Here is a 25,657-nt window from a genome sequence, read left to right as displayed (position 1 = left end):
CCATGGCAAAAGAGATATTATTGGTTGCTGAAGCCGTTTCCAATGAGAAAGCGGTTCCAAAAGAAAAGATTTTTGAAGCTCTAGAGTTCGCATTAGCGACAGCGACAAAGAAAAAACACGATGGCGAAATTGAAGTGCGTGTAGCAATTGACCGTAAAACGGGTGATTACGATACGTTCCGTCGTTGGCAGATTGCAGCAGTCTTAGAAGATGGTTCTTTAGAGAACCCTTACAGCGAAATTACCTTAGAAGCAGCGCAGGTTGAAGAACCTGATTTGCAAATGGGTGATTACGTTGAAGAGCAAATTGACTCAATTAAATTTGACCGTATTACAACACAAATGGCTAAGCAAGTTATCGTACAAAAAGTACGTGAAGCTGAGCGTGCTTTAGTTGTTGATGCGTACAAAGATCAAGTAGGCGAGTTAGTAACAGGTGTTGTTAAAAAAGCAACGCGTGACTCTATTGTTCTTGATTTAGGCAATAACGCAGAAGCCGTTATCTACCGTGATGATATGCTTCCACGTGAAAACTTCCGTCCGGGTGACCGTATCCGTGGTCTTTTATACGAAGTTAAGCCTGAAGCACGCGGTGCACAATTGTTTGTTACGCGTTCTAAACCAGAAATGCTGATGGAATTATTCCGCATTGAGGTGCCAGAAATTGGCGAAGAAATGATAGAGTTACGTGCAGCGGCACGCGATCCTGGCTCTCGAGCTAAAATCGCCGTGAAATCTAACGACAAACGCATTGATCCAATTGGTGCATGTGTTGGTATGCGTGGTGCTCGTGTTCAAGCTGTATCGTCTGAGTTAGGTGGTGAGCGTGTTGATATCGTACTTTATGACGATAACCCAGCACAGTTTGTTATCAATGCAATGTCACCAGCAGAAGTAGCTTCAATCGTAATGGATGAAGACACTCACTCAATGGATATCGCAGTAGAAGCTGATAACCTAGCGCAAGCAATCGGTCGTAATGGTCAAAATGTTCGTTTAGCAAGCCAATTAACTGGCTGGGAACTAAACGTAATGACTGTTGAAGATATGCGCACTAAAAATGAAGCAGAATCTGATAAGTTACTTAACTTATTCACTGAAAGTTTAGAAATTGATGATGAGTTTGCATCATTACTTATTAATGAAGGTTTCTCGACACTTGAAGAAGTGGCGTATGTACCTGCATCTGAATTTTTAGAAATTGATGGCTTAGATGAAGAAATGGTCGATCTTTTACGTTCACGCGCAAAAGATGCATTAACGACTAAAGCCCTTAAAACGGAAGAAAGCTTAGATGGTGCAGAACCAGCTGAAGACTTACTTGCGCTTGAAGGCTTAGAACGTCACTTAGCATTTGTTATGGCGAGCAAAGGTGTTGTTACACTTGAAGACTTGGCAGAGCAAGGTATTGACGAATTAGTTGATATCACAGAGCTTACATCTGAAAAAGCGGGTGAACTAATTATGGCTGCACGTAACATTTGTTGGTTTGCAGACGAGTAATTTATTAACGGAGGTATTACACACTATGGCAGAAGTAAATGTTGAAAAACTAGCCGGCGATATAGGTACAACTGTTGATAAATTGCTACAGCAGTTTTCACAAGCAGGTATCACTAAGCAGGCTACTGATAATGTAACTGAAGCAGAAAAAGCAACGTTACTTGATCATTTAAGCAAGCATCATGGCGGTACTGGTTCAGATGGCCCAGCGCGTATGACTTTACAACGTAAGAGTAAGAGCACATTAAGTGTAACTGGCTCTACGGGTAAAGCTAAAGCTGTTCAAGTTGAAGTTCGCAAAACACGTACATACGTGAAAAAAAGCGCAATGGAACAAGAACAAGAGCAAACACGCTTAGCCGCTGAAGAAAAAGTGCGCCTTGAAGAGCAGCAAAAAGCTGAGCTAGAAGCCGCAGAATTAAAAGCGAAACAAGAGGCAGAACGTAAAGCGAAAGAAGACGCTGATCGTAAAGCCAAAGAAGAAGCTAAACGCAAAGCTGATGCAGAGCGTAAAGCGAAACAAAAGCAGATGACCCCAGAGCAAAGTGCTAAGTCTGAGAAAGATCGCATAGAAGCTGAGCGTCTGCAAAAAGAAGCAGAAGAGGCCGCATTGAAGAAAGCTGAAGAAGAAGCGAAACGTCAAGCAGAAGAAGCAAGAAAGCTAGCTGAAGAAAACTCGGCACGCTGGAAGAAAGAAGAAGAAGAACGTAAGAAACGCGAAGAAACAGCGGATCACCATCTTACGACTTCTACTTATGCACGTGAAGCAGAAGATGTTGCCGATGCTCGTGATGAGCAAGGTACACGCCGTGTGAAGAAAAAGAAAAAAGCGCCAGCAAAAGATAAGTTTGCAGCGTCAAGAGGCCGTAATAAAGCCAAGCTAAAAGCACCAGCATCATTACAACATGGTTTCCAAAAACCAACTGTTGATGTTAAAAATGAAGTGCGTATTAGCGAAACAATTACAGTAGCTGAGCTTGCATCACGCATGGCAGTTAAAGGCGCTGAAGTTGTTAAAACAATGATGAAAATGGGTGACATGGTTACCATTAACCAAGTGATTGACCAAGAAGCTGCGCAACTAGTTGCAGAAGAAATGGGTCACAAAGTTATCATTGTTAAAGAAAACGAATTAGAGCAAACAGTACTTAATGATCGCCATGAAGATGGTAAATCAGAGCCACGTGCTCCAGTAGTTACTGTTATGGGTCACGTTGACCATGGTAAAACATCTACGCTTGATTACATTCGTTCAGCAAAAGTTGCTTCAGGCGAAGCCGGTGGTATTACACAGCACATTGGTGCATACCACGTAGACGTGAACGGTCACATGATCACGTTCTTAGATACACCAGGACATGCTGCATTTACTTCAATGCGTGCTCGTGGTGCTAAAGCGACAGATATCGTAATCCTTGTGGTTGCAGCAGATGATGGTGTAATGCCACAAACTAAAGAAGCGGTACAGCATGCTCGTGCTGCTGGCGTTCCTTTAATTATTGCTGTAAACAAAATGGATAAAGAAGGCGCAGATCCAGATCGCGTTAAAAACGAACTTGCTGTACTAGACGTTATTCCAGAAGAATGGGGCGGTGATACGCAGTACGTTCATATTTCTGCAAAAACAGGTTTAGGCATCGATGACCTTCTTGAAGCTGTATTAAACCAATCAGAGCTTTTAGAGCTTTCAGCTCCTACTGTAGGTATGGCTGCTGGTGTTGTTATTGAATCTCGCCTTGATAAAGGTCGCGGTCCAGTAGCTTCTGTTCTTGTTCAATCTGGTACGCTTAACCAAGGTGACATTGTATTATGTGGTCTTGAGTACGGTCGTGTTCGTGCAATGAGAGATGAGAACGGTAAAGACATTAAGTCTGCTGGTCCATCTATTCCAGTAGAGATTTTAGGTCTTTCTGGTATTCCTGCTGCAGGCGATGAAGCGACAGTTGTTAAAGATGAACGTAAAGCGCGTGAAGTTGCTTTATACCGTCAAGGTAAATTCCGTGATGTTAAGTTAGCTCGTCAACAAAAAGCGAAGCTTGAAAACATGTTTACTAACATGACTGAAGGCGATGTTTCTGAAGTTAACGTGGTACTTAAAGCAGACGTTCAAGGTTCAATCGAAGCAATCTCTGATTCACTAACTAAACTTTCTACTGATGAAGTAAAAGTGAAGATTGTAGGTTCAGGTGTTGGTGGTATTACCGAGACTGATGCAACACTAGCTGCAGCGTCTAACGCGATTGTAGTTGGCTTTAACGTTCGTGCTGATGCTTCAGCTCGTAAAGTTATCGAGACTGAAAACTTAGACCTACGTTACTACAGCGTAATTTATGCCTTGATTGACGAAGTTAAACAAGCAATGTCAGGTATGCTTGCACCAGAATTTAAGCAAGAGATTATTGGTCTTGCTCAAGTTCGTGACGTATTCAAGTCTCCAAAAATTGGCGCTATCGCTGGTTGTATGGTTACTGAAGGTGTTATTAAACGTAGCGCTCCAATCCGTGTACTACGTGAAAACGTGGTTATCTATGAAGGTGAACTTGAGTCACTTCGTCGCTTTAAAGACGATGTTGCTGATGTTCGTAACGGCATGGAATGTGGTATCGGCGTTAAGAACTACAATGACGTACGTGTTGGCGACCAAATCGAAGTATTTGAAACAGTTGAAGTACAACGTACTTTATAATTGTTAGCTCGCTAAACTAATAAATGGGGGCTTAGCCCCCATTTGTGTATCTAGTATTTAATTAGCTTATTATTAAATTTCAATAAGTTATGATTTTAGGACAAATGCAATGAGAGAGTTTTCTCGCACTGATCGTGTTGCACAGCAAATCCAAAAAGAAATTGCTGTCATTTTACAACGCGAAATTAAAGATCCACGCTTAGGTATGGTGACAGTGTCTGCGGTAGAAGTATCGCGTGATTTATCTTATGCCAAAATTTTCATTACGGTGTTTAATACACAAGATGAAGATGCAGCAAAACAAAGTGCAAAAGTACTTAATGAAGCAACGGGTTATATTCGCTCATTACTTGGTAAGCGTATCCGCGCACGTATTATGCCTGAGTTAAAGTTTGTTGTTGATAACTCACTTATGGAAGGTATGCGTATTTCTAACTTAGTTGATTCGATTATTCGTGAAGATAATGCTAAGCATGTAGATGACGAAGTTGAGCATGTTGATGACGAAGCTGAGAGTGTTGATGCTGCTGAAGTTTCAGACAGCGAAGAAAGTACTAAGCACGTAGACGATACAGATAGCGAAGAAGGCACTAATACAGATGGCAAAACGCAGTAAAGGCCGTGCGGTTGACGGTATTTTGTTGTTAAACAAACCTGAAGGCATTTCATCAAATAAAGCACTACAGCAAGCAAAAGGTGTTTATTTTGCGCAAAAAGCTGGACATACAGGTGCTTTAGATCCACTTGCTACAGGTATGCTGCCAATTTGTTTTGGTGAAGCAACTAAGTTTACGCAGTTTCTACTCGATACAGATAAAACCTATATTGTTCGAGCACAACTGGGTGAGCGTACAACAACATCAGATTCTGATGGTGAAATTGTTAGCACAAAAGATGTGAACGTAACGCGTGAGCAGCTAACAAAAGAAATTGCCGCATTTGTTGGCGAGTCTGATCAATATCCATCAATGTATTCAGCGCTTAAGTACCAAGGCAGACCTTTATATAAGTATGCTCGCGAAGGTATTGAAGTACCTCGTAAATGCAGAAAGATAAATGTATTTAGCTTATCATTTGACGAATTTGATGAAGAAAGCAACGTATTACAAATGACGGCCCATGTATCTAAAGGGACTTACATTCGTACTATCGTTGATGACTTAGGTGAAAACCTTGGCTGTGGTGCTCATGTTATTATGCTTCACAGAACGGCTGTTGGTCAGTATCCCGCAGATAAAATGGTAACGCTTGACGAAATTGAAGCGTTGCTTGCTAAAGCGAAAGAAGAAGAGGTTGCTCCTTCTATCTACTTAGATTCGCTATTATTGCCAATAGATACTGCTTTAACCGATCTGCCTGTTGTTGAAATAACAACTGAACAGGGTTCGGTGTTTAGCCACGGGCAGGCGGTAGAACTTCCTGTTACTTTGCCTGAAGGGGCAATTAAAGTGGTTGCACAAGGGGTGTTTATTGGTACTGGTGAGCGTAATTCAAGCGGTCATTTAAAAGTCAAACGTGGTCTTGCTAGTCAGCAAGATGATTACGTTAAACCGCAATAAAAAGTAATATGTATTATTAACGACAGCTTATTAATACATATTGGGGATAATTAACTTGTAGTTATCCCCACAGTTGGTAGAATACGCCCGCTTAATCGTTTTGGCTGAATTAGTGATCGGCTAAGACACCTTTTAAATTTAATTTCTGGAGTTATTATGTCACTAAGTAATCAAGAAAAAATCGATATCATTGCTAAATTTGCACGTGCTGAAGGCGACACTGGTTCACCTGAAGTACAAGTAGCTTTACTTACTTTTGATATCAACAAGCTTCAAGGTCACTTTGCTGACCACAAGCATGACTTCCACTCACGTCGTGGTCTGCTTCGTAAAGTAAGTACTCGCCGTAAATTGCTTGATTACCTTAAAGGTAAAAACATCACGCGTTATACAGCATTAATCCAAGAGCTTGGCTTACGTCGCTAAGAACTTGATTGCAGAGAAAGGAGCTTTTTAGCTCCTTTTTTTGTGTCTTAAATTCCTCACCTACCGCACAAAGCAATTTTAAACTTCTTGAATTTAAAAATAAAAACCCCATTATTCAAACTAGATAAAATGATTTTAAATACGTATTTAGAGTCGTGTTTATCTGATTGCTAGGCTCGCATTTTAACGGTGCTTTGGTATATACTACGGCACAAGCTAAAAAGGTTTAGCTTGATTATTTACGTCATCGCCAATTGTAGTACTTAATTGATTTTAAAATAAATACAATTATGTACTGTAATTGGTTCTTTGATGGCAACTTATTTAAGAACACATTTAAGGAATATTTTAAGTGCAAGCAATTATTAAAAAATTTCAACTAGGTCAACACACAGTAACCCTAGAAACAGGTGCTATTGCTCGTCAAGCTGACGGCGCAGTACTTGTAAGCATTGGTGATACTTCAGTTTTAGTAACTGTTGTAGGTAAGCGTGAAGCTCAACCAGGTCAAGACTTTTTCCCACTAACAGTTAACTACCAAGAGCGTATGTACGCTGCTGGTCGTATTCCAGGTGGCTTCTTAAAGCGTGAAGGTCGTCCTAACGATGGCGAAACACTTATTGCACGTCTTATTGACCGTCCAATTCGTCCACTTTTCCCAAGCGGTTTCGTAAACGAAGTACAAGTTATTGCTACTGTTGTTTCTGTAAACCCTGAAATCCAACCTGATATGGTTGCGATGATTGGTACTTCAGCAGCACTTGCTATCTCTGGTATCCCGTTCAGTGGTCCAATTGGTGCATCTCGTGTTGGTTACATCAACGGCGAATACGTACTTAACCCTACATTAAAAGAGCTTGAAGAAAGCCAACTTGATTTAGTGGTAGCCGGTACTGATAAAGCTGTACTTATGGTTGAGTCAGAAGCTAACGTACTTGCAGAAGACGTAATGCTTGGCGCTGTTGTATATGGTCATGAGCAATCTCAAGCGATCATCACTGCAATCGAAGAATTTAAAGCAGAAGCAGGCAAACCTACTTGGGATTGGACTGCACCGGCTAAAAACGTTGTACTTGAAGATAAAGTAGCAGCAATTGCAGCTGATAAAGTAGGCGCAGCTTACTTAATCACTGATAAAGTAGCGCGTAAAGAAGCACTTGGCGAAGCGAAAGACGAAGTTGTTGCAGTACTAACAGCTGAACTTGCTGAAGGCGAGTCTTTAGACAAGCAAGAAGTTGGTAAAATCTTCGGTTCACTTGAGAAGAAAATCGTTCGTGGTCGTATCGCTGCTGGCGAAAAACGTATCGATGGTCGCGAACCAGATATGATTCGTGCACTAGACGTAATGACTGGCGTATTACCGCGTACTCACGGTTCTGCTATCTTTACTCGTGGTGAAACTCAAGCGTTAGTAACAGCTACACTTGGTACAGAACGTGATTCACAGTTAATCGACGATTTAACTGGTACTCACAAAAACCACTTTATGCTTAACTATAACTTCCCTCCATTCTGTGTAGGTGAAACTGGTTTTGTTGGTTCTCCTAAGCGTCGTGAAATCGGCCATGGTAACCTTGCTAAGCGTGGTATCGCTGCTGTAATGCCAACATTGACTGAATTCCCATATTCAATCCGTGTAGTATCTGAAATCACTGAATCAAACGGTTCATCTTCAATGGCTTCTGTATGTGGTACTTCACTTGCACTTATGAATGCTGGTGTACCAATTAAAGCATCTGTTGCGGGTATCGCGATGGGTCTAGTTAAAGAAGACGAAAAGTTTGTTGTTCTTTCAGATATCTTAGGTGATGAAGATCACTTAGGTGACATGGACTTTAAAGTTGCGGGTACTGCTGCCGGTATCACTGCGCTTCAAATGGACATTAAAATTGAAGGTATTACTCAAGAGATCATGCAAATTGCTCTTAAACAAGCAAAAGCAGCACGTTTACATATCCTAGCGGTAATGGACGAAGCAATCTCTACACCTTCAGAAGAGCTATCTCAATTTGCTCCTCGTATTTATACTATGAAGATCCCACAGAAGAAAATCGCTGAAGTTATCGGTAAAGGTGGCGCAACTATTCGTCAACTTACTGAAGAAACTGGTACAACGATTGAAATCGGTGATGATGGTACAATTAAAATTGCAGCTACAGATGGCGAAAGTGCAGCTAATGCAATTAGCCGTATTGAGCAATTAACAGCTGAACTTGAAGTAGGTACTATCTACGAAGGTAAAGTTGTACGTATCGTAGACTTCGGTGCGTTTGTAAACATTCTTCCTGGTAAAGATGGTCTAGTACATATTTCTCAAATTAGTACTGAGCGCGTTAATAACGTTGCAGATCACCTTTCTGAAGGTCAAGAAGTTAAAGTTAAAGTACTAGAAGTAGACCGCCAAGGCCGTGTACGTCTAAGTATTAAAGAAGCAATGGAATCAGCAGCACCTGCAGCTGACGCGCCAACTGACGCGTAATTGCTAATACTTCATCCAGATATATTTACTGGATAATATAAAAGGGGGCTGTTTAGCCCCTTTTTTTATGCTTTAATGAGGTTAATTAAATTTAAACAAAGATTATTCAAGGAAGCTAAATTACTCATATATAGTGATCAAAACTTTAAATGGAATACCAATGCATTTAAATTTGATGTTGTTATTGAGCAATTTTAGTGTGGCAATAATAGTTCGTCGGTTGTTATGAACCTATTCAGGCATTTCCTGTCATATTGTTACATATCTTGGTACTAAGGATTTTAATGAGACTCAAACACTTAGCTTTGGCATCTTTCGCTATTTTGTCTTTAAGCGCTTGCCAATCAACTGCACAGTCAGAACCTACACCTATTATTAATGTGCCTTTTACTGCTCCATTAGCTTCTGACTTTAGAAGTGAAATTGCTATAGCACGTTATTCAGAGCTACTTAACAGAGCCGATCTTAGTCCCGAACAACAAGCAAAGCTGTACTACGATCGTGGTGTACTATTTGATAGCTTAGGTATGACTACACTTTCGCGCATTGACTTTAATCGTGCAATAAAGTTAAAACCTGATTTATCAGAAGTGTATAACTTCTTGGGTATTCAACATACGCTAATGCAGCAATACGAAAAAGCTTATGAGTTTTTTGATTCGGCATTAGAACTAGATGAACAACACGAATACGCTTATTTAAATCGTGGCATTGCACTTTATTATGGCGACAGAGCCGATATTGCTAAAAGCGATTTCGTTGAGTTTTTAGCGCGCTCTCCAAATGATCCTTACCGTGTACTATGGCTTTATTTGGCAGAGGCTCAAGAAAATAAAGAGCAAGCGCTTACTGAGCTAAAAACAAATGCAACAGCGCTTGATGAATCACAATGGGCGTATCAGCTAATTTCGCTTTTTACGGGTGATATGAGTGAACACACATTTTTATCAGGCATCAGTGAGGGTGTTAAGTCAGAACAAGAATATGCGCAGCGCTTATGCGAAGCTTATTTTTATTTAGCTAAGTTACACCAAGCCGCAGGTAATGAGTATTTAGCCTCTGATTATTTTAGATTAGCGCTTGCTACTAACGTCCATGAGTTTATTGAATATAAGTATGCGCGTTTAGAGCTTGAGCTAATGACTGGCGAAAACGCGGGTTAATATTTTAAAGATAGTTGGTGTATTACTGTGTAGCTTGTTAATTTCTGGCTCCAGTAATCACCATAATGTACTTGGCTTTTGGCACGTTTTAAACGCAAAAGCCAATGCTGTGCAAAGTTATTGGCAGTTTCCTCGTTATTTTTCTCAGCATTTACAATTACTCCCTGATTTTAAGCTCGCTTTGTTAGCACGTAACAAAATTCCTTTGGCGCAATATGTGTATTCTCTTAGGTTATTAAAAAATAAACGTAGCGATACAGCTAAACTATTTTGGCAAGCAAGTATTTATAGCTTAAGTGAATCACAGCGGCAAAATTTAGCACGTCAGTTATTTACCCAATCTCGGTGGGATGATCTTAAATTATTAGCTAAAAATGGTTTACTGCCTAAAGGCGATACTTTGAATCACCTTAATTTAAAATTAAGTGCGCCTTACACCAATATTCCAGAATCGTTCATACACAACCTTGGTTTTTTAGCATTAGGTTCAGAGTTGCCTGTAAATAATCAATGTTTGTTTAATGTGGTAACGATGAGCGATCATCGTAGCGGACTTTATAAACTCTCTGAGCTGATAAAAAAATACAACGAAAAACCAGAACCTGATAACAATGTATTTTGTTTCACTAAGCCTGTTTATGTTGCAGGCGCTATTGATTGCACAAATACAGTAAATAAAATGGCGCAGTGCAATTGGCAGTCATCATCATTAAAAAAACAACTTTCTGGAAAATTTGATTTTATAATAATGATGCCAAGGTATGGCAGTGCGAATGTACAAAACAACATAATGCAGCTGAATTCACATGTTAACTACAACGTATTTTTACATGAACTTATGCATTTTAGTGGTTTTGAGGATGAATATGCGCTGCCAAATACAAAACAAGCTTGGTTATGTAGTAAAAAAGGGTTTGTTGCACCTAACTTATTTATTTCGCACGGGGAACCTGCGCCTAAAGGATGGTATAAAAGTGAGAGCTGCCAGCAAGGTGGGACAGCTTATAAACCATCTAAAACTTGGTCCATTATGGAATATCAACAGATAGGGCTTTCAGGGCAATATAGGGCGCTTTGGCAAGCACATATAAAGGCTACCCCTCACCGTTTTTAACCCTAGAATACTTTTTTCGTAATTTTACTTTCTTCGTTCAATATTCATTCAGGTACTACCGCTTTTTATAGACAAAAAGCATGTTTATCAGTATAACTATATGTATTAATGTCGTTAAAAAACAGGCAGTAAAAGCATCACTTAATGTAAACCAAGTGATGCACTGATAAACTTATGACTCTAAAAGGCCCTTCATTATGACTTTGCTCTGGATACCTTTGTTATCCTTAATTGGCAGTGTTATTTCAGCATGCACTGGCAAACTTTCACGCAATCAATCTGCTAGCTTAACGGCTCTTGCGCCATTAATTGCTTTAGGCATTACGCTATACCATGCGCCTGCAGCTTTAGCGGGTGAAACAATTCGTTACTCAGTGTCGTGGATCCCATCTTTAGGACTTGATTTATCACTGCGGTTAGATGGTCTTAGCTTATTGTTTATGTTTATGATTTTAGGCATAGGCTTACTAGTTATTTTGTATACCCGGTATTACTTAAGCTCTAACGATTCGATGGCTAAGTTATACAGTTATTTAATGCTATTTATGACCGCAATGCTTGGCATTGTCATGTCTAACAACGTTATTCAACTTTGGTTATTTTGGGAATTAACTAGCATAAGCTCATTTTTACTCATTAGTTTTTGGTGGCATAAATCTGAAGCACGCAAAGGTGCGCGTATGGCACTTGCTGTAACGGGTGCTGGCGGATTGGCATTACTTGCAGGGTTAATGATACTTGGTGATATTGTTGGTAGTTACGACCTTGATGTTATTTTAGCAAGTAAGGCGATTATTCAGTCGCATGACTTATACGAATTTGCGCTTGTATTAGTGTTACTTGGTGCATTTACCAAATCGGCACAATTTCCGTTTCACTTTTGGCTGCCACACGCAATGGCTGCGCCTACACCGGTAAGCGCTTATTTACACTCTGCTACTATGGTAAAAGCAGGTATATTTTTATTGGCTCGTTTTTATCCTGCTTTAGCGGGTACTGATATTTGGTTTGCAATTGTAGGGTTAACAGGCTTAACAACTTTATTATTTGGCGCTTACATTGCGTTATTTAAACACGATTTAAAAGGGCTATTGGCCTACTCTACAATAAGTCATTTAGGTTTAATTACCTTATTACTTGGTCTAGATACTGAGCTTGCTACCGTTGCAGCTATTTTGCATATTATAAATCACGCAACGTTTAAAGCGTCGTTATTTATGGCTACAGGCATAATAGATCACGAAACAGGCACGCGTGATATGCGTAAACTTAATGGTATGTGGCGATTTTTACCCTATACCGCAACGCTTGCTATGGTTGCTGCTGCATCAATGGCAGGTGTCCCATTGCTTAATGGCTTTTTATCAAAAGAGATGTTTTTTGCAGAAACATTGCACCAACAAGTTCTTGGTTCTATGTCTTGGTTGATTCCAGTACTGGCTACAATAGCAGGTGCATTTTCGGTGGCGTATTCTGCTCGCTTTATCCACGATGTATTTTTTAATGGCGACCCAATTGATTTACCACGTACACCGCATGAACCACCACGTTATATGCGAGTACCAATAGAGATACTTGTTGTTCTTTGCTTATTAGTTGGTATGTTTCCACATTTTGTAGTTGGCGATATTCTATCTGCAGCATCCACTGCTGTTTTAGGTAAAGCAATGCCTGATTATCAAGTTGCTATTTGGCATGGATTTAACTTACCACTTCTGATGAGTGCAATGGCTGTGGTTGGCGGTTTGTTTATATATGTAAATCGTAAGTATTTGTTCCAGTTCCAAGCTTCATTACCGCCATTTAATGCTAAAAAAACATTTGAACGCGTTATCCTCAGCGTTATAACTTGGTGTCAATCAAAAATTAGTCATACTGAAAATGGTTCTTTACAGCGCTACCTTGTCGTTATGCTAGGTGTAGTATTGCTGTGTGCTGGTTGGCCATTATTTGAAATGCAACAATTAGCTGGCAGTATGCCAAGAACCCCAATTGACGTACACAATGCTATTGGTGCCGGTTTATTAATGATAGGTGCATTAGCAACTGTTATTTGGCACAGGTCGCGAGTGGTTGCATTGTTAATGCTCTCTATTGTGGGTCTTATGGTGTCAGTCGCATTTACGCGTTTTTCGGCGCCCGACTTAGCACTTACTCAACTTACCGTTGAAGTGGCTACCGTTATACTGCTTATGCTGGCGTTATTCTTTTTGCCTCAACATACGCCAAAAGAATCAAGTTCGCTGCGTATTTTACGCGATATCGGTATAGCTTCTACTTTAGGTGTAGTTATAGCTAGTATTTGTTATGCACTGCTTACACGCCCACTTGAATCGATTTCTGACTTTTTTATTGCCAACGCAAAAACAGGTGGTGGTGGTACTAACGTTGTTAATGTTATTTTGGTTGATTTTAGAGGATTTGATACGCTTGGTGAGATTACTGTTTTAGGTATTGCTGCATTAGGCATATTTAAAATGCTTTCTAGAATTCCTCTGTTTATGCCAGCGAGTGATGGTGAAGGACGCCCATGGGCACGAGAGCGTCATCCTATTTTGTTAGCGAGTATTTCACACAGTTTATTACCACTTGCTTTGTTAGTATCGGCGTATATTTTCTTACGAGGTCATAACTTACCAGGCGGTGGGTTTATTGCTGGCTTAGTTACATCTATTGCCTTTATTTTGCAATATATGGCGCATGGTTCCGCATGGATAAGCGAACGTTTTGATGTTAATTACCGTAAAATAATTGCCTCAGGTATCGCTATTGCAATGTTTACAGGCGTGGGTAGTTGGTTCTTCGATAAGCCATTTTTAACAACGTGGTTTGATTATTTCGATATACCATTTATCGGTAAAACAGAGCTTGCCAGTGCTATTGTATTTGACCTAGGTGTGTACTTAACGGTTGTGGGCGCTACACTAATGATTTTAGCAAGCTTAGGTAACATGACAGCAGATACCCAGAACAAAGAGGTAAATATTTAATGGAATTATTGTACGCATGTTGCGTTGGAGTATTAGTGAGTTGCGGTATTTTTTTACTGCTAAGAGCGCGTACATTCCCTGTAGTGCTAGGGCTTACTATGATTTCATACGCAGTTAATTTATTTTTGTTTTCTGCTGGTCGTCTTACCATTAACAAAGCAGTAGTACTTGGTACTGGTGCCGACTACGCTGACCCTTTACCTCAAGCATTAGTGTTAACTGCAATAGTGATTGGTTTTGCAATGACAGCATTTGTCGTTATTTTAGCAATCCGTGGTCGTGCCGACTTAGGTAGCGACCATGTTGATGGTCATTTGGTAAAAATGTCGGCTGAAAATAAGGAGCAAAAATGATTCAACATTTAGCATCCTTACCTATTTTATTACCCATGTTTGCTGCGGTTATTTTACTGCTGCCACCGTGTGGTAAAAGCGTACCAATACGACGTATTGCCTCAAGTATTATGGGCATAATTACGTTTGCAGTAAGCGTGTTTTTATTAATACATGTGTATAACACAGGTATTAACGTGTACGCCATTGGTAACTGGTCTGCGCCGTTTGGTATAGTACTTGTTGCCGATATGCTCTCAACATTATTAGTAACGCTAACTTCTTTTTTAGGGTTAGGTGTTATTTTATATAGTTGTGCAGGGGATGATGAAAAAGGCAGCTTTTTTCACCCGTTAGTTCACTTTTTAGTATTGGGCGTTAACGGCGCTTTTTTAACTGGCGATTTATTTAACGTATTTGTATTTTTTGAAGTGCTACTTATTGCCTCATATGCATTGCTTATGCACGCAGGCGATAAACAAAACACGCGTGCAGCGCTGCAATACGTAATATTAAACCTAGTAGGTTCAAGCGTATTTTTAATTGGCTTAGGTATTTTATATGGCGTATTAGGCACGCTTAATATTGCTGATATGGCACGCAAAATGCCACTTCTTACTGGCGATGATGTTTATTTAGCAAAAGCGGGTGGTTTATTACTACTTGTTGTATTTGCGTTAAAAGGGGCATTACTACCACTTCATTTATGGTTGCCAAATACTTATGCGAGTGCGAAACCTGTGGTTGCAGCGTTATTCGCAATTATGACCAAAGTTGGTGTATATGCCATGTTACGTGTATATACAGTGATATTTGGAGAGCAAGCTGGCGAACTTGAACATATGGCACAACCTTGGTTATGGGGGTTAGCTATTGCCACCATAGTTGTAGGTGCTATAGGCGTAGTTGCAGCGCAAGATTTACGTAAATTAACTGCTAATTTAGTTGTTGTTTCAGTAGGTACTTTAGTCGCACTGATTGCATTACAAAACGTAAATGCGACTGCTGCGCTGTTATATTATTTGGTACATTCAACACTTGTTAGTGCTGCATTGTTTTTACTAGCCGATTTAATAGCAACCCAACGTGGTAAAGCNGCGGACGCATGGTTAATCAGCCTTTCTTGTTAGGTGGGTGTTTTATTATTGCAGCTTTAACGGTTGTTGGAATGCCACCATTTTCGGGTTTTGTAGGAAAAATTTGGATTCTTAAAACCACTTTAAATAGCGAACAAGCTTTATTATTTTGGCCTGTCTATTTAATTACAAGTTTTGTACTACTAATAGCATTATCTCGTGCGGGTACCAGCTTGTTTTGGGAACGTAAAGACAGAAAAAATGAAAGTTCTGATGATGTAAATGCACACCCATTACAAGTAACCGTAATAGTTTGTTTGCTTGCTTGTTCGCCATTGCTGGTTATTTTTGGTGGACCGATAAGCGAGTACATGATTGGAGCTGCAACGCAACTCCACGATATAGGCGGTGGTATTAACGCTGTACTAAGAGGAGGTTCGTAATGAGATTACAAGCCCGTTTTCGATGGTTACCAACGCCATTTCGTAGTTTGTTTTTGTTTATCGTTTGGTTATTACTCAATAATAGTGTTTCGGCAGGGCATTTAGTATTGGCAGTGTTTTTTGCCATATTTATACCTTTACTAAGCTTTTCACTACGCGATCCTCAGCCGCTTATTTTAAAGCCTGGGTTAGCATTTAAACAGTTACTTATTGTGCTTTACGATATTGTTGTTGCCAATTTACAGGTTGCTTTACTAATACTTGGTCCAACTAAAAAACTACGTCCAGCGTTTGTAAAAATACCAATTGATTTAACGCATAATATGCCAATCACTATATTGGCAAGCAGTGTATCGTTAACACCAGGCACAGTAAGCGCAGAGGTTTATCCTATTCCTGAATCAATAAATAAGGGCGATGAGCCAATACAGCGTTATTTACTTATTCATGTGTTGGACTTAAAAGACGAAGAGGCGCTAATTAAGCAAATTAAACAACGCTACGAAGCTCCTCTCAAGGAGATATTTCAATGTTAGACACTGTATTACTTATTGTTTTTTCAATGATTGGGTTATCACTGTTACTTAATTTATGGCGATTAATTATCGGTCCATCAGTACCTGATCGAATTTTAGCGCTCGATACTATGTATATAAATGTAATAGCACTTATTATTTTATACAGTATTAGTATGGGCACAGGGCTTTACTTTGAAGCAGCGTTACTTATCGCTATGCTTGGTTTTATAAGCACGGTAGCGGTGTGCAAATATTTACTTCGTGGCGATATAATCGAATAGGGTGGAATAATGATTAGCGAATGGGTTGTATCAATATTATTGTTGTTTGGTGGCGCGTTTATACTAATAGGCTCGATTGGGCTTATTAAATTACCTGATTTTTTTATGCGTTTGCATGGACCTACTAAGGCAACAACACTGGGTATGGCGAGTGTTTTAATTGCTTCAATGGTTTTTTTTACCAATGCAGAGAATGGGCTTAGTGTTAAAGAAATATTGATTACAATATTTTTATTAATTACAGCGCCTATTAGTGGTTATATGCTAATTAAGTCGGCAATACACCATAAGCTTAAAGCTAAAGAGGGCACCAAAGGCCTTAACAATATAAAAGACGACTAAGTGCTGTAACTTTAAATAGAAAGGGAGGATTTACGCCTCCCTTCAAAATAAATTAGTAACTTAGTTGTTACTTATTACCGTTCTTCAAGTATTCAGCTGTTTCTATAATATCTTCATGATTGCCTGACGAAAGAGCTTCACCAACCTGATAATCATGGCATAAGGATTCTTCTTTAGTCCAAGCAGTTACGTTTTTAGCATACTTCACAAGTGTGGTATCAAACATGGGGCATTCAATATAACCATGTTCGCGAGCCGCAGACTCCCAAATGAGAGAATGAATAAATGAAGATAAAGTAGCCAAAACAAGCAGAGCACAGAGACCTATCAGAAGGTAGTGAATTATTTTCTTTATCCAAGATTTTTTAAATAGTTCATAAACCCCACGAAATACGCTCAAAAGTGCAATCGTGCACAGTATTAGCCAGACAGGTAGTATACCGAAACTGCCATCTGAATAAACGATGACAGGGTAGCCACTATATGGGTAAGATAGTGTTTGAAGAATATGTTCTAGCTCATATGAGAATAAATACCATGTTATTGCGGCGGTGAACAAAGTTATCGAAACTAGCGCGATAAAATAGCTAGCAATATTTAGATCATCAAATTCATCTTTAATAAGCTTTACCATGGGTTATTAAGCTCATCTAAAAATTTACTGACACTTTGTTTTATTAATTGAATTAGCATATGTTCTATCCTTAGTTTTTTAGCTACATCCTTTATCTATAATACCCGATAAAATACCTATAATTAAGAGTCGTGTGTGTAATTAGTGGCAGATTTTACCTTGTCAGATTAAATGTTTTTTTTGGTTACTAGGTGATAATAGGATTTATAAAGTAGCAGAGAGCTTTATTTCTCCCTCCTACAATATAAATTAAGTGATTTAGGTGTAATTTATTACCTGTTCTTCAAGTATTCAGCTGTTTCTATAATATCTTCATGATTGCCTGACGAAAGAGCTTCACCAACCTGATAGTCATGACATAAGGATTCTTTTTTAGTCCAAGCAGTTCTGCTTTTACTAAATTTTACAAGTGTAGTATTGGAGCTAGGGCATTCAATATAACCATGTTCGCGAGCAGCAGATTTCCAAATAATAGAGTGTACAAAAAAAGCTAAAATAACCAGAATCACCGCAACGCAAAGAGCTATTTGGAGGTGAACAAGCACTTTCTTCAGCCAAGGTTTTTTAAATAATTCATAACCCCCACGAACTACGATAAGAAGTAACGTCGTGAACAGTATTAACCAAATGATTGGCGCAGCTAAACTGCCATTTGAATAAACGATGACAGGGTAGCCGCTATATGGGTACGATAGCATTTGAAAGATGTCATCTAGCCCATATGAAAGTAGATACCATGTTATTGCGACGTTGAACAAAGTAAATGAAACTAGCACGATAAAATAGCCTGCAACATTTATATCACTAGGTTCGTCTTTAATAAGTTTTACCATGGGCTTTTAAGCCCATCTAAAAATTTACTGACACTTTGTTTTATTAATTGAATTAGCATATGTTCTATCCTTAGTTTTTCAGCTACATCCTTTACACATAGTATCCTATCAAATAGCCATAATTAATAACAATATATAAAGTCAGTAGTTAAATCAGTTCAAGTTAATTATGTTTGTGCCATTATTTAACTAATTTAAAAATAGCCATTGACCTATGTGTCGCACCTAGGTTTATGATTCAGGTATTGAACAACCATGGAGCTACATTATGTATGTTAAGCAACTAGCAAAGTTAATGGGTGTTACCCCCGATACCGTTCGCCATTACACGCGTGTAGGGTTACTTAATCCAATACGCAGTACAGGAAATGGCTATCAAGAATATACAGCAAGTGATCAGCAGCGTTTAAAGTTTATTATTAGTTCGCGTCAGCTAGGTTTTTCAGTTAAAGATATTCAACAAATTATTGGTGAGTCACAGCAAGGAAATTGCCCGTGCCCATTAACACGTAAACTTATAACCAAACGTTTAGAAGAAACAGAGGCACTCTTTCAAGAAACGCTAAAATTGCGTACACGGATGCAAGCAGCTCTTGCCCAGTGGGACTCTTCAGCGGATGGTGCAAATGCAAGCGATGTATGTAGCTTAATAGAATCGTTTGTTGACCCAATTAACAATCAAATGAACAAAGAGGAAGCGTAATGACTACTAATACAAGAGACACCGCGCAAAACTTTATGATTGAAGGCGCTAACTGTGGCAGTTGCGTGGGGAAAATTGAAAAAGCCCTGCAAGGTGTACAAGGTGCAAAAAATGTAGAAATGAACTTTGCAGAACGTACCGTACGTGTAGAGGGGAGTGCAGAGGAAAGCACACTTATCAAAGCTGTCGAAAATATTGGTTATGCCGCTAAGCCAATGAGCAACGACTCCGATCAAGATGCGCTTGATGAAAAAGCTAAATCGGACGAGGCACACTATAAAAAGCTAATGCGTAATATGATGCTCGCATTGGGTGTAGGCATACCTTTAATGATATACGGGCTTATTTTTGATATGAGCGTAGCCACAAATCCACAAAGAATTGCGTGGTTTGTAGTTGGTATTATTACATTAGTTGTGATGGCTGTGTCGGGTAAACAGTTTTATAACGGCGCTTGGCAGGCATTTAAAAATCATGCAGCAAATATGGACACGCTTATAGCACTTGGTACAGGTACTGCGTGGTTATATTCAATGTTTGTAGTTATAGCACCTAATTTATTACCTGAAGTAGCAAGGCACGTGTATTTTGAAGCTTCATCGATGATCATTGGTTTAATTAGCCTAGGTCTTGCCTTTGAAGTTAAAGCGCGAGGACGTACTTCACAAGCGATTAAACGTTTAATTGGTCTACAGCCAAAAACAGCACGCGTTATTCGAAGTGGCGAAGAGCAAGACATCAATATTAGTGATGTTATAAAAAATGATGAAGTGAGGGTGCGCCCTGGTGAAAAAGTCCCAGTAGATGGCGATGTTATAGAGGGTAGCAGCACGGTTGATGAATCAATGTTAACCGGTGAGCCTATGCCTGTAAGTAAAAAAACGGGCGATAAGGTAGTCGCAGGAAGTATTAATAAAAGTGGCACTTTACTATTTAAAGCGACGCATATTGGTAGCGAAACAACACTCGCTAATATTATCAATATGGTAAAACGTGCACAAAACTCAAAGCCTTCTATTGGTCGTTTAGCCGATGTTATATCGGGGATCTTTGTACCAACAGTTATGATTATTGCTGTATTAGCTGGTTTAGTATGGTTAAATTTTGGACCTGATCCGTCAATAGCGTATGCAATAGTTGCAGTAACCACCGTGCTAATTATTGCTTGCCCATGTGCGCTTGGTTTAGCAACGCCAATGTCGGTTATGGTCGGTATTGGTAAAGCTGCAGAATCTGGAATATTAATCCGAAATGGCGAGTCACTGCAAACGACCTCTAAAATCACTACTATGATTTTGGATAAAACCGGCACTATTACTCAAGGTACACCTGAGGTGACCGATGTAATTACCTTTAATAACAGTGATAAAAATACCGTAATGCAACTTGTTGGCAGCCTTGAAAATAGCTCTGAGCATCCACTTGCTGAAGCGATTACACGTTATGCTAAAAACGAGGGCTTAAGTTTAAGTAAAGTAACCGACTTTAATGCACTTACAGGTAAAGGTGTAGCAGGGAGCGTTGATGGGCAGGTATTATTATTTGGTAATAAAGCCTTAATGGATAAATACAACGTGGCAGTTGATGATGCAACCGAGCAAGCACAAACACTTGCCGCAGATGCTAAAACACCTATGTATTTTGCTAGCAACAATCAGCTACAAGCGATTATAGCTGTTGCCGATCCGATTAAAGAAGATTCAGCCGCAGCAATTAAACGTTTGCAAAATAAAGGTATTCACTTGGTTATGCTAACAGGTGACAACAAAGCCACAGCACAAGCTGTTGCTAAGCAAGTTGGGATTGATGACTTTATAGCTGAAGTAATGCCAAACGATAAAGTAGACGAAGTTACAAAGCGCCAAGCGAAAGGTGAGATAGTAGGAATGACAGGCGATGGTATAAACGATGCCCCTGCACTTGCTCAAGCTGATGTTGGCTTTGCAATAGGCACAGGCACCGATGTGGCAATAGAAAGTGCTGATATAACTCTGATGCGCGGATCGCTTCATGGACTTGCTGATGCAATTGCAGTTAGTAACGCGACCATTTCAAATATTAAGCAAAACTTATTTGGTGCATTTGTTTATAACGTCGCAGGTATACCGATTGCGGCTGGTTTATTGTATCCATTTTTTGGAATATTGCTCAACCCCGTTGTTGCAGGTGCAGCTATGGCACTTTCATCATTAACGGTAGTAAGTAACGCAAATAGATTACGTTTTTTCAAACCAGAAAAATCATAAGCTAAAGCCTTTCATTTAGGAGTAACAATTATGTTGATGATTAATATACTAGGCGCTTTGTTAATAGCTGCAATTATTTACTGGTTTTGGTTATACAAACCAGAACAAACCCAGAGTGACGACAATAAAGTAAAGGTTGTTGTTAATAACGGCGTATATCAGCCAGGGCATATTAAAGTAGTTGCTAATAAAGAAGTTGAGCTAACCTTTGATCGACAAGACAGCGCCCCTTGCGCCGAAATGGTCATATTCCCACAGCTCGATATTAGTAAAACCCTTGTAATGGGCGATGGTAATACTATTAAATTACCTGCGCTTGAGGCTGGCGAATATGACTTTCATTGTCAAATGCAAATGTATAAAGGTAAGTTGATTGCTCAATAGAGTTTGAACTAAATATATAATTGAGTCGTATTAGTTTGTAACATAAATTTAGGTTATCCGGACTTAATATAAACAATGAATAAGCTAAACCCTAAGAAGTTATTGAATAGTAAGTGGACGGCAGTACCTGCAATTAATAAAGAAAAGCACTTTATTATTATTGAGGTTGATTACGATGAAGATGCAAACGTAATTGAATGTATTACTGAAGCTATTATTTCAAAAAGCCAATATCCAATTAGCTGGCGAGATTTAAAAAACTCACAAAATTGGTTACAAGGGTGGAAGTAATTATTTATACGAGCTCAATTAACAGCTAACCTTTAAAACCGCTACCTTGTTAGCGGTTTTTTATTGTTAAAAAATACATGTATTCGCCAAATAGCAACAAACTCATGTTTTTAATTTTAAATGACTAAATATATTTTAACTAGTTATTAAATTATAATTAAACCCTTATATATCATTGAGTTATTTTTTGTTTTTTGTTTTGTTACTTTTCAATAAAAACATATTCAGGATGCGTTTATTAAAAAAGTAGCTTAAAGCTATGATAAAAATAATTTAGTTTATGTTTTGTGTCTTTTTATTAAGCCCTAAGTCATTGATTTTTAATGCTAATTTATTGGCGGCTAACTAGTTGTTGCTAAAAGGCAACAAACGAACCCTCGCTTTTCTGGTAAAACCCTCAAAAATAAACCTAAGCCATTGGTTTTAAGGTGTTTTTTAAAGTTGGCATCGAACTTGTAATACTTGGTTTGTATTAAGCAAAACGTGATTAAGCTAAGTAGCTAAATCGCAATAACCGAATGAAGGATTACTATTATGAAAACTTTCCAATCAACACTGGTATTAATGGCTCTAGCTTCTTCATCAGCGGCTTTTGCAGCAACAGATTTTGACACACTTGATGTAGACGGTAACGGTGCAATTAGCCAAGCAGAAGCTTCGGTAGATGCAGAGTTAATGAGCCAGTTTACAGACCTAGATACTGACCAAAACGGTGAGCTATCAAAAGACGAATTTACAGAGGCGTAAGCTTCAATAAAAACAGTTTGATGCCCAGTAATGTTATTTAAATTCTGAGTTGCCAAAGACAACCTTAATAGGCAAGGGAGCTTATTAAAAAGAATAACAAGGACGTGTTGGTACTTACATATGGGCACATTTATTCGCTATATATTACTGAAGGATTAAATTATGAAAAAATTACAGTCAACACTTGTATTAATGGCTCTTGCTTCTTCATCAGCGGTATTTGCAAGCACAGATTTTGAAACGTTAGATGTAGATGGCAGCGGAGCAATCAGCCAAGCAGAGGCATCGGTAGATGCTGATTTAATGGCGTTATTTTCTGAGCTAGACATCGATGGTAACGGTGAACTCTCTAAAGAAGAGTTCTCTGAGTATTAATATATAAATTCGACTCCTAAAGGATCTTTGAAAAGGACTTCTTACCATTTATTAGGGCTTTAAGCCAAAGGAAGATAATATGAAAACATTACATAAAACGTTAGCAATAATAGCATTAGCATCTTCTTCAGCGGCGTTTGCAGCAGTAGATTTTGACTCATTTGATACTGATGGTGACGGCGCTATTAGTCAAACAGAAGCGCAAACTAACAAACAGTTAGCACAGTTATTTAACGACTTAGATTTAGACGGAAATGGTGAACTTTCTAAAGAAGAATTTGCTACAGTACAATAGTTATACATTAGTAAAAAATCATACTCGAGCAGCTTAATACGAATAGTGTTAGGCTGCTTTTTTATGAGCACCTAAAATTGATATTTGAATAAAAATTTGTTTTTTTAAACTGATGAGAGTGAGTTTATTATCTAATTTTAGTAATGACATTTATTATTAATATATGTTTAATAAAAAATCCCCCAAGGAGGAGGATTTTATAAATTTAAAGTGATCATTTAATAATCGTTATTGCTTATCTTCAGCGCGTTTAGCTTTAAAGTCTGAATCGCTTGTCCACTTTGGCCAATCCCCATTATTAGCAAGCTGAGTAGCTATATCAATAATTAATTCTATATCCTGTTTTACACCACCTAATGACCAATCTGCTGAGTAATCGTCTGCTTCTTTGTGATATTTATGTGCAATATACTCAGGATCAGTATCGCCAAGGCTCATAAATAATAAGCTAGGTACGCCTTGCTTAGAAAGTGAGAAGTGATCAGATCTGAAAAACAAACCATTTTGTGGGCGAGGGTCCATTTTTACAACACGACCTTGCGCTTTAGCTGCTTTCGCTAGGTAGTTTTCCATTGTCGATAAATCTTTGCCGTATTGTAAAATGTAGTCGGTCCCATCAAGTACGTTCATACCATCTATATTTAATAACCCAACCATTTGCTTAGTAGGGATTATAGTTCCCGATGCAAATTCTTCTGAGCCAATTAAACCTGTTTCTTCAGCAGTAAAGTTGGCAAAAATAATAGAGCGTTTAAATGGGTGCTCTTTGTTCATTTTACTCATTATGCGAGCTATTTCTAAAGTCGCAGCGCTACCAGATGCGTTATCTACTGCGCCATTGTAAATTTTAGGGCCTGTATCAGTTTGTTTTGTACCAAAGTGATCCCAGTGAGCGCTAATTACAACGTATTCATCAGGCGATTCGCTCCCTATTATTTGAGCAACCACATTATGTGATTTAGCATGTGATACTTCATTTTTAAACGAGAGGTTTGCTTGTAAATTTAGTGCAGTTGCTTTGAAGTTTTTATTAAGCGCTTCTAGCTTTAATTGTTGATAGCTAAGATTTGCTGATTTAAATAGCTGCTCGGTTGCGTTAAGTGTCAACCAACCCATAACAGGTAATTCGGATGCGTTTAGATTGTTATCCATTAAGGTATATTTTGTGCCAGTATTTGAGCTTTCAACTACGCCCCAAGGGTAAGCTGCTGGTGCTGTTTCGTGCACAATAAACACTGCTTTTGCGCCTTGACGTGCCGCTTCTTCGTATTTATAAGTCCAGCGACCGTAGTAAGTCATTGCGTTGCCAGTAAATAGAGCATCATCTTGTGTTGCAAACCCTGGGTCATTTACTAATACAACAACGGTTTTGCCTGTTACGTCAATATTCTTGTAATCGTTCCAGTCGTATTCTGGCGCATTAATACCATAACCTACAAAAACAACGTCAGAATCGCGTACATCTATAAGAGGCTGTAATTGCTTGGTACGCGCAGTAAAGTCTTTACCGGCTTTAAAGCTTAAATCGCCAATGTTAAGTTGCATGTTTTGATCAGCAGTTACCATCGCCATTTTTACGGGTTGTAAAAATTTGCTGTTATAAGCGCCAGTTAAACCAAGTGCTTTATATTGCTCACTTAAGTAACCTACCGTTTTTACTTCGCCGCGAGTTAGTGGACCACGACCCTCAAATTCATCTGAGGCAAGTGTTTTAATATGTTGTTTAATATTATTGAGATTTACACCTGTTGTATTTTCAAGTGTAGATTGTTCTTGAGCAGGCTCCGAGCAGCCAAATAGCGTAACTAGTAGGCTTAGGCTCGCGCTTTTTAAAAGAGTAGATGCCATGGTATTCATTTTGTTATTAAAAGTTGCTTTTAATATAAGGAAGCTGGTCAACGATGTCGAATTTTTTAGTTAGATTATTAAGGTAATATCGAGCGTAATTTTTTACTTGTTATGAGTATTATTAATTAAACAATGAAAATAACTTAAAATGAGCAGAAATAAAAACAGTAGGGCTTTCTATTGTGCTATTAGTATTTATTGCCCTTAAATGATGAGTAAAAAAATGTATATTAAAGAATTAGCACTAAACATTACTTATCTGTATTTAGCAAAAAACCAGCATAAGCTTAATGCCGATCAGTTAAGAAATATTTAACGATCCATTGACCGATCTTCTGGTTAGTTTATAAAGGCTTCTGAATTTATTCAGGAGCCTTTTATTTTGCAACT

General features: G+C 38.7%; 23 protein-coding genes and 1 pseudogene. 21 read left to right on the top strand and 3 right to left on the bottom strand.

Annotated features, from left to right (window positions below; genetic code table 11):
* Positions 1-2 precede the first annotated feature (2 nt).
* The 14 genes and pseudogenes from nusA to L647_RS0104500 all read left to right on the top strand — a co-directional run bounded on the left by nusA (position 3) and on the right by L647_RS0104500 (position 16,911).
* Positions 3-1,502 carry a transcription termination factor NusA gene (gene nusA, locus L647_RS0104570; RefSeq protein ID WP_024610133.1) on the top strand — a complete coding sequence of 500 codons (1,500 nt, stop codon included), beginning with the start codon at positions 3-5 and terminating at the stop codon, positions 1,500-1,502.
* Positions 1,503-1,527: 25 nt separating this feature from the next.
* Positions 1,528-4,188, top strand: coding sequence for a translation initiation factor IF-2 (infB, locus tag L647_RS0104565; protein WP_024610132.1), 2,661 nt, complete (start codon positions 1,528-1,530; stop codon positions 4,186-4,188).
* Between the two features lie 109 nt (positions 4,189-4,297).
* Positions 4,298-4,804: a 30S ribosome-binding factor RbfA gene (gene rbfA, locus L647_RS0104560; protein ID WP_024610131.1), complete on the top strand. Its 507-nt coding sequence runs from the start codon at positions 4,298-4,300 to the stop codon at positions 4,802-4,804.
* Positions 4,788-5,747: a tRNA pseudouridine(55) synthase TruB gene (gene truB / locus L647_RS0104555; RefSeq protein ID WP_024610130.1), complete on the top strand. Its 960-nt coding sequence runs from the start codon at positions 4,788-4,790 to the stop codon at positions 5,745-5,747. Before rbfA ends, truB begins: the two co-directional genes overlap by 17 nt.
* Positions 5,748-5,903: 156 nt before the next feature.
* The gene (gene rpsO / locus L647_RS0104550; RefSeq protein ID WP_024610129.1) at positions 5,904-6,173 is read left to right on the top strand and encodes a 30S ribosomal protein S15; all 270 of its coding nucleotides are present in this window, start codon (positions 5,904-5,906) and stop codon (positions 6,171-6,173) included.
* Between the two features lie 352 nt (positions 6,174-6,525).
* A complete protein-coding gene (pnp, locus tag L647_RS0104545; RefSeq protein WP_024610128.1) occupies positions 6,526-8,652 on the top strand; it encodes a polyribonucleotide nucleotidyltransferase in 2,127 nt (708 codons plus the stop codon).
* A 284-nt stretch (positions 8,653-8,936) separates the two neighbouring features.
* Entirely contained in the window at positions 8,937-9,815 is an 879-nt protein-coding gene (nlpI, locus tag L647_RS0104535; protein WP_024610127.1) for a lipoprotein NlpI, read from the top strand.
* A 34-nt stretch (positions 9,816-9,849) separates the two neighbouring features.
* A complete protein-coding gene (locus L647_RS0104530) occupies positions 9,850-10,929 on the top strand; it encodes a hypothetical protein (protein ID WP_231613205.1) in 1,080 nt (359 codons plus the stop codon).
* Positions 10,930-11,126: 197 nt separating this feature from the next.
* A complete protein-coding gene (locus tag L647_RS0104525; protein ID WP_024610125.1) occupies positions 11,127-13,919 on the top strand; it encodes a monovalent cation/H+ antiporter subunit A in 2,793 nt (930 codons plus the stop codon).
* A complete protein-coding gene (locus L647_RS0104520) occupies positions 13,919-14,272 on the top strand; it encodes a Na+/H+ antiporter subunit C (RefSeq protein WP_024610124.1) in 354 nt (117 codons plus the stop codon). The genes L647_RS0104525 and L647_RS0104520 overlap by 1 nt, the downstream gene beginning before the upstream one ends.
* Positions 14,269-15,770: pseudogene (locus tag L647_RS01000000123665) on the top strand (monovalent cation/H+ antiporter subunit D). Before L647_RS0104520 ends, L647_RS01000000123665 begins: the two are co-directional and overlap by 4 nt.
* Positions 15,770-16,306 carry a Na+/H+ antiporter subunit E gene (locus L647_RS0104510; protein ID WP_024610123.1) on the top strand — a complete coding sequence of 179 codons (537 nt, stop codon included), beginning with the start codon at positions 15,770-15,772 and terminating at the stop codon, positions 16,304-16,306. Before L647_RS01000000123665 ends, L647_RS0104510 begins: the two are co-directional and overlap by 1 nt.
* The gene (locus tag L647_RS0104505; protein ID WP_013464545.1) at positions 16,300-16,569 is read left to right on the top strand and encodes a K+/H+ antiporter subunit F; all 270 of its coding nucleotides are present in this window, start codon (positions 16,300-16,302) and stop codon (positions 16,567-16,569) included. Before L647_RS0104510 ends, L647_RS0104505 begins: the two co-directional genes overlap by 7 nt.
* A 9-nt stretch (positions 16,570-16,578) precedes the next feature.
* Positions 16,579-16,911 carry a Na+/H+ antiporter subunit G gene (locus L647_RS0104500; RefSeq protein ID WP_024610122.1) on the top strand — a complete coding sequence of 111 codons (333 nt, stop codon included), beginning with the start codon at positions 16,579-16,581 and terminating at the stop codon, positions 16,909-16,911.
* Positions 16,912-16,978: 67 nt separating this feature from the next.
* Here the strand turns inward: L647_RS0104500 and L647_RS0104495 are convergent, their stop codons facing one another.
* Positions 16,979-17,545 (bottom strand): hypothetical protein, encoded by a 567-nt coding sequence (locus tag L647_RS0104495; protein ID WP_024610121.1) that lies wholly within the window; start codon positions 17,543-17,545, stop codon positions 16,979-16,981.
* Positions 17,546-17,817: 272 nt separating this feature from the next.
* Positions 17,818-18,378 (bottom strand): hypothetical protein, encoded by a 561-nt coding sequence (locus tag L647_RS0104490; protein WP_024610120.1) that lies wholly within the window; start codon positions 18,376-18,378, stop codon positions 17,818-17,820.
* A 268-nt stretch (positions 18,379-18,646) separates the two neighbouring features.
* Between L647_RS0104490 and L647_RS0104485 the strand changes: the two genes are divergently transcribed.
* From L647_RS0104485 to L647_RS0104455, 7 genes are all read left to right on the top strand, one after another.
* A complete protein-coding gene (locus L647_RS0104485; protein WP_024610119.1) occupies positions 18,647-19,081 on the top strand; it encodes a MerR family transcriptional regulator in 435 nt (144 codons plus the stop codon).
* On the top strand, positions 19,081-21,327 hold the full coding sequence (locus tag L647_RS0104480; protein WP_024610118.1) for a heavy metal translocating P-type ATPase: 2,247 nt from the start codon (positions 19,081-19,083) through the stop codon (positions 21,325-21,327). Before L647_RS0104485 ends, L647_RS0104480 begins: the two co-directional genes overlap by 1 nt.
* Positions 21,328-21,357: 30 nt before the next feature.
* The gene (locus L647_RS0104475) at positions 21,358-21,711 is read left to right on the top strand and encodes a cupredoxin domain-containing protein (protein ID WP_024610117.1); all 354 of its coding nucleotides are present in this window, start codon (positions 21,358-21,360) and stop codon (positions 21,709-21,711) included.
* 75 nt (positions 21,712-21,786) lie between these two features.
* Complete coding sequence (locus L647_RS0104470; RefSeq protein ID WP_024610116.1) at positions 21,787-22,002, top strand: TIGR02450 family Trp-rich protein; 216 nt, start codon at positions 21,787-21,789, stop codon at positions 22,000-22,002.
* A 534-nt stretch (positions 22,003-22,536) separates the two neighbouring features.
* On the top strand, positions 22,537-22,749 hold the full coding sequence (locus L647_RS0104465; protein ID WP_024610115.1) for a calmodulin: 213 nt from the start codon (positions 22,537-22,539) through the stop codon (positions 22,747-22,749).
* Between the two features lie 162 nt (positions 22,750-22,911).
* The gene (locus L647_RS0104460; protein WP_024610114.1) at positions 22,912-23,124 is read left to right on the top strand and encodes an EF-hand domain-containing protein; all 213 of its coding nucleotides are present in this window, start codon (positions 22,912-22,914) and stop codon (positions 23,122-23,124) included.
* Positions 23,125-23,203: 79 nt separating this feature from the next.
* Entirely contained in the window at positions 23,204-23,419 is a 216-nt protein-coding gene (locus L647_RS0104455) for an EF-hand domain-containing protein (protein ID WP_024610113.1), read from the top strand.
* A 228-nt stretch (positions 23,420-23,647) separates the two neighbouring features.
* On the opposite strand, the gene L647_RS0104445 is transcribed toward L647_RS0104455, so the two are convergent.
* The gene (locus L647_RS0104445; RefSeq protein ID WP_024610112.1) at positions 23,648-25,267 is read right to left on the bottom strand and encodes a M28 family metallopeptidase; all 1,620 of its coding nucleotides are present in this window, start codon (positions 25,265-25,267) and stop codon (positions 23,648-23,650) included.
* Positions 25,268-25,657 lie beyond the last annotated feature (390 nt).

It is taken from the genome of Pseudoalteromonas sp. TB64, assembly GCF_000498095.1.
Classification (GTDB): Bacteria; Pseudomonadota; Gammaproteobacteria; order Enterobacterales; family Alteromonadaceae; genus Pseudoalteromonas.
The sequence above is the reverse complement of the archived record's forward strand: the minus strand, read 5'-3'. Positions and strand labels throughout refer to the sequence as shown.